The 5,482-nt window shown below is 61.3% G+C and carries 4 protein-coding genes; 2 read left to right on the top strand and 2 right to left on the bottom strand.

Annotated elements, in window-relative coordinates:
* Both AC2VLV_RS13860 and AC2VLV_RS13855 read left to right on the top strand, forming a co-directional pair.
* A partial coding sequence (locus AC2VLV_RS13860) for a TraB/TrbI/VirB10 family type IV secretion system protein (RefSeq protein WP_486990533.1) occupies window positions 1-918 on the top strand: 918 nt, incomplete at its 5' end.
* Window positions 915-1,142, top strand: coding sequence for a DUF2274 domain-containing protein (locus AC2VLV_RS13855; protein WP_395642115.1), 228 nt, complete (start codon window positions 915-917; stop codon window positions 1,140-1,142). The genes AC2VLV_RS13860 and AC2VLV_RS13855, both read left to right, overlap by 4 nt.
* Window positions 1,143-1,181: 39 nt before the next feature.
* On the opposite strand, the gene AC2VLV_RS13850 is transcribed toward AC2VLV_RS13855, so the two are convergent.
* Window positions 1,182-2,915, bottom strand: a complete 1,734-nt coding sequence (locus tag AC2VLV_RS13850) for a UvrD-helicase domain-containing protein (protein WP_395642114.1) — start codon at window positions 2,913-2,915, stop codon at window positions 1,182-1,184.
* Window positions 2,916-2,918: 3 nt separating this feature from the next.
* Window positions 2,919-4,754 (bottom strand): ATP-dependent nuclease, encoded by a 1,836-nt coding sequence (locus AC2VLV_RS13845; protein WP_395642113.1) that lies wholly within the window; start codon window positions 4,752-4,754, stop codon window positions 2,919-2,921.
* Between the last annotated feature and the right edge of the window lie 728 nt (window positions 4,755-5,482).

Below are 5,482 nucleotides of genomic sequence, written 5' to 3'. Positions count from 1 at the left end.
AGCTACACGCCGCCTGGCCAGGATGCGGCGGCGGCCGAACGCGACGCGTTGCGCAAGGAGGCGGAAGCGGCGGCAGGTTCGTCGGTGTTCTTCCGGTCCAGCAACCAACGCGCCGCTGCCCCTGCACCCGCCGCGCAGACCGCTTCAGTCGCGCCGGCATCCGGCTTAGCGGGCTTCGACCCACAGGCGGCCGGGCCGGCCTCGACGGCGGCGCAGCCCGCCGACCCGACCGCCGTGCAGAACCGGCAGGACCAGAAGGAGGCGTTCCAGAAAGCCGGAACCACGGAAACTCGTAATTCCGGCAACCTGCAATTGCCGACCTCGCCGTATCAGGTCATGGCCGGCACAGTGATCGCGGCGGCGCTGGTGACGGGCATCAAGTCGGATTTGCCGGGCGACGTGATCGGCACGGTGACGGCGCCGGTGTACGACACGGCGACGGGCCGCTATCTGCTGATCCCGCAGGGGTCGCGCATCTTCGGCAAATACAACAGCCAGGTCGCCTACGGGCAGAGCCGCGTGCAAGTAGTGTGGAACCGCATCATCCTGCCGGACACGTCCTCGCTGACGCTCGACAACTTGGCGGGCACCGACCCGGCGGGCTATGCCGGCCTGGAGGATGGCGTCGATTGGCATTGGGATCGCATTTTCGCCGGCGCGGCGCTGACGACGCTGCTGGGCGTCGGCGCCGAGCTGGCCGCGCCGGAGAACCGCAACGGCGATCGCGTCATCGTCGCCGGCCGCGACAGCCTGCAGGACAGCGTGAACCCGGTCGGACAGGAGATGACCCGGCGCAACCTCAACATCCAACCGACGCTGACCGAGCGCCCCGGTTTGCCGGTGCGCATCAGCGTCAACCGCGACCTGGTACTGCGGCCGTACCAGCCGCTGTTCTTCAACCGGGGGACTTCACGATGAGCACGGCACGCAAGCTTCGGCTGGGGCCGCTGCCGAGAATTGAGAGCGTAAAACTGACCTTCGCGTGCCCGGCCACGCTCAAGGCCGACCTCGACCGCTACGCGGCCATGCACGCGCAGACCTACGGGGAGGCAGTCGATGCGACGACGCTGATCCCGCACATGCTGGAGGCGTTCATCGCGGGGGATCGGGGGTTTCGCCGGAAGCGGTCAGGGCACGAGTAGACGCACTGCTGCGGGTTCAAGACCGCAGCGACCTTGCTCCTAGAGCTGATGCCCTTGCAGTAATGCGGTTGGCGTGAACATATCGCAAAGCATTAGCACATGATGCCTGGCACGGGTGATGCCAACCCGTGCCAGTTTGCGACAACGAGGGTGAGGCGCAGCCTCTTGAGTGAAAAGCAGAGGACTGCTGTTCGGGTCATCGAAGATGATTGCTGCGTCGAATTCCTTGCCCTTCGACTTGTGAATCGTCATGACGTGGATGCCCCTCAAGTCGTTGCCACCCGACAAGAGCTGATCTTCGGATATGGCCGCATCAAGTGCGTCGCGCGCATTTCGATACGCTCCCTGCGTTTGCCAGAGTTCGATCAGTGCTGCTGAGATACGGCGACCACGTTGAAAGGCGACGAGCTGCTCGGCATCCTCCGCTATGGCTTGAAACGGGTTGGCGCCAGCGTTGCGAAGGATGCTGCGCGCATCCAACCAATCCCGCTTCGGGTCGCCAGTGAACTCGTGGGTGCGCAATGTACGCATCGCGCCCAAGAGCTTGGACGCCACCCCGTTAGCGCGTGGGAGAGTGCCACCGCGGCTTTGTACGGCGCTTGTTGCCAACCGCTGCGCGGTGGCTAGATTGGTGTTTCCGCCGCGTGCTCGGAAAACCGTCGCTGCAAGGTCAAGACCATCGGCCAGATCCAGCAGTTCCTCCGCTGCCGGCCTACGCGGTTCGAGCATGAAAGCGACCATGCGACTTGAAAGCAGTACCGATGCTTCGTCAATCATCACTCGGTGCGGAATGAGGTTCGTGCCATCACCAGTCAGAGCGCGGGAGATGACGTTGACGCCACGCCCCCATGTCGCCAGCACGGCAAGGCTCTCAATGTCGCCTTGGGCAGCTTCCTTAGCACGCTGAATGGCGATGCCGACTGCTTGGCGGATCGCGCGATCACGGTACTCTCGGTTGGCGCGATAGTTCATCCGTGATACACCCCGGTAAGCCGCGCCTCTCGGTGTGTTCAATAGCACGTCATTGGCGAAGGCGACGATTTCCGAATTAGGGCTTCGGTGATTCTCGCCGGCCAGATCCACGCGCAACGGTTGCAACGCAGCCATGATGTGCGTCACTCGGTCTGAGCTGACGCCCGGCCGGAAATCGTAAATCTGCTGGTCCAGATCAGCGAGGCACATCATTTGCGTGCCTGCGGATAGCAGTCGGACACACTGCCACTGATCTTCTGCGGTGTCTTGCGCCTCATCCACAACGACCAACGGATAACACGACGAGAACAGCTCGCGCAGGCGTGCGCTTCGAGACAGTAGTTCGTGCGCCTTCGGAGCGAACAGATCGAATGCGACTCGCCCTGTTTCCCGAAATAGCCGTTCGCGCTCGACGTTCCAATCTCCGCCATTGTTCTCGAACTCGTGGCGCATCGCCGCCTCGTCGTGCGGCATCAGCAGACGTAGCGACCTTGGCGCACCCAGCAGGTATCCGTATGCCTGCAAGATGCGCCAGAAGAACGAGTGGAACGTCTGGATTGAGAGTTTTCCTTGCAGCGCAGAAGGCAACTGCGTCTTGCTCGCTTCGGCGACGCGCGCAACGGCAGCACGAGAGAAGCTGAGAAATAGGACGGACTGGCCAGGTGACAGGCCTCGATCGATGACGAGTCTAGCCTTGGCCAAGGCGATGGTCGTCTTGCCGCTGCCTGGGCCACCCGTGACGAGGATCGCACCGTCCTCGTCGAGAATGCTCTGTCGCTGCGCACAGATGACCAGGGCCACGATTTACGGTTCCTCGGGACCATTAGCCGCGGCCACGTCGCCACCTGCCGCTTCTGCATCGGCGTCGGCTTGCGCGGCAATTGCCTCCTTGCGCTTTGGCTTCGGGTAGCGTTGATAGATGTCGGCGAGGAAGTCGGTGATGGTCTTGGGCAATTCGGCCACGGCGCACAGTTGCAGCAGTTTCGCCGCACCACCTTCGCCTTTCAGTCCCTTCAGTGTGGAGGTGGTCAGCTTGCGTAGCTCGTCATCAGCAGGGCGAGCCGCCGGAATCCCGAATCGGCCATCAGTGTCCTCTGCGCGCAGGGCCTCCAAATACTGCCATTGCCGATCCAAAGGGGTTTCTTCGGCCATCAACACTTCGGCGCCCTTCTGCTGGATTTCTTTGGCTACCTCGTAGCTACCTTGCAAGGCGGCGATTTCCGCGTCCGTGCGCTTCTTGCGATCGAAGAAGGCAAAGGCTGGCGTCCCAATTTCCTTGAAGAAGGCACCCAACTTCTCCAGGTTCCCGTCGCCATCGGCGTTGATGACAGACAGGCCAGCCACGTCCAGGGGGAACAAGGCCGGATCGCTGTCTTCCATCTTCTGTGCGGCGACCAGTAAGGAATCCTGTTCGGTGATCCCTTCGCCGACGATCACGCCTTGGCCGAGCATGGCTTCGGCGATGGCTCGGCGAAAATTCTGCCGGTAGTTCTTGGCCTTCATGCCGGTTGGAAGCTTGATCGCCGTGCCGCTCAACATGCCATGTTCGTCGCGATTAAGCTTCAGTATCCCGTCGGGCTCGAAACGCTCGATGACGTAGGGAGAGTGAGATGTGACGAAGCATTGCGATGTTTCTTCGAGTAGGTAGTTCGCAATTCGCCGCTGTGTATGGGGCGGAAGGGCGATCTCAGGCTCTTCCATCGCAAAGATGACGTTGTCTTTCTTGATGTCGGCGATGAAAGTCAGCAATGCCAGCAGAAGCGTGTTCAGCGTTCCGCTACCGGCCTGTTGGAACGGCACGGCTTCCTCGCCGCGGCCCATCGTCAAGAAGAAGGCGATGGTCTTTCGCAAGTGTTCGCGCGTGAGTTGGGAGACGAACAGACGGGTCGAGCGGCCCTCGCCACCGGGTGCGATGTATTCCGACAGCCGTGCCTCGATTTCATCCAGGATCGGCCCCAGTTCGGTAGCGTCGGCATCTATCGGCGGATTGAGGGTAGCCAGCCGCCGGCGGATGCTTTCCCACATCCCCTTGCGGGCTTCTTTCATGCGCAGGATGTTGTCGAGCAGTGTGCCGCGCTCCAGGCTCAACGCACGCGAGCCGGTGCGGATGGTGCGCAGGTAGAGGAAGCCTATCGCTCGCTTGACCTTGGTGGGAATCGACTTGGGATCGGTGTCGTCATCGTCGTCGCTTCGGCCATAGACTGTCTTGGCGAAGAACTGGTCTTCTTCGATGTCGTATTGGGCGACGGTAATCAAGCGAAGGCACAGTTCCACGCTGGGATCGTCGGCGTTACCAATTTCGCCTTCGCCGAGAACCCGTTTGTCGGTCTTGTGCCAGAACTCTAGGTTCGCAGCGCAGAGCTTCTTGATGTCGTCGGTCAAATCGACGAGGACGGCTTCGATGCGGATAGGGACGGGCGTTTCGCCGTCTTCGTTCAAATAGCCGGCATTGCGGAAATCGAACTCCTCGACCGGGGGTGTTCGATTCAGGCGATCCGGCCCAAGCACGAGATCGAGTGCTTCGCAGATCGTGCTCTTACCGACGTTGTTGCCGCCGATCAGGAGCGTATGCCCTGTGAAGTGAAGTTCCGCCTTCTTGATGCCGCGGAAGTTCTCTATCCCCAACCGTGAGACGCGCATGATGCCCCCAAGAGTCCTTGCTATTGTTGCTACGGCTACATGGGTGCCCTGCCTCCATCATTTCCCAGACTGCTGCGCGCTCCCGGTAGCTTGCGAAAGATAAAGCATTCACAACAAAAGCCGCCGCTGCTCACGCAGCGACGGCCGCCAAACTGGTGCCCGAGGCCGGAATCGAACCGGCATGCCTTTCGGCGAGGGATTTTCTTCCCACTTCGGCTTTCGCCGCCGTCCTGACTGTCGCAGGACGTTCGTGGTCTGGAGCACGCCTTCACCATAGCCTTCCGGCCGTAGGTGCCCGCCGTCTGCTCTCTACACCTTCCCAAGCGGGGAGCTTGGGCTTGGCTCGGCGTTGGCTCGGACACCAGGGCATCCAGGGCTTTCGCCGACTTTGACGGGCTTCACTTCGGACGTTTCCACCCGAAGGCTCAAATTGTTCAAGTCCCTTGTGTCTACCGATTTCACCACTCGGGCGTAGTGCGATGCACTGGAAACTCCTATCTCAGTTCTGCTGGCGCCTAGCTGGCCCCTGACCGACAAGCCAAGCCGTGAAGCTGCGCCGTGGGTGCCTGCAAGTCCTTGTCACTATTGACCTTTTGGCTGGGTAGCGCAAGCAGAATGGACTTGACAAAACTGATTTTAAGTCCGCTGCGTCTACCAATTTCGCCACCCGGGCATGGCGGCGGATGCAATGGAGGCCAGGGTCGGAATTGAACCGGCGTACACGGCTT

Source organism: Thiomonas sp. TH-17 (genome assembly GCF_057473305.1).
Note: the sequence above shows the minus strand (reverse complement) of the source record. Positions and strands in the feature narration are given on the sequence as shown.

Bases quoted from the DNA above. Each gene is read 5' to 3' on its own strand.
- AC2VLV_RS13855 (WP_395642115.1), top strand. From the start codon at position 915: ATGAGCACGGCACGCAAGCTTCGGCTGGGGCCGCTGCCGAGAATTGAG.
- AC2VLV_RS13845 (WP_395642113.1), bottom strand. From the start codon at position 4,754: ATGCGCGTCTCACGGTTGGGGATAGAGAACTTCCGCGGCATCAAGAAG.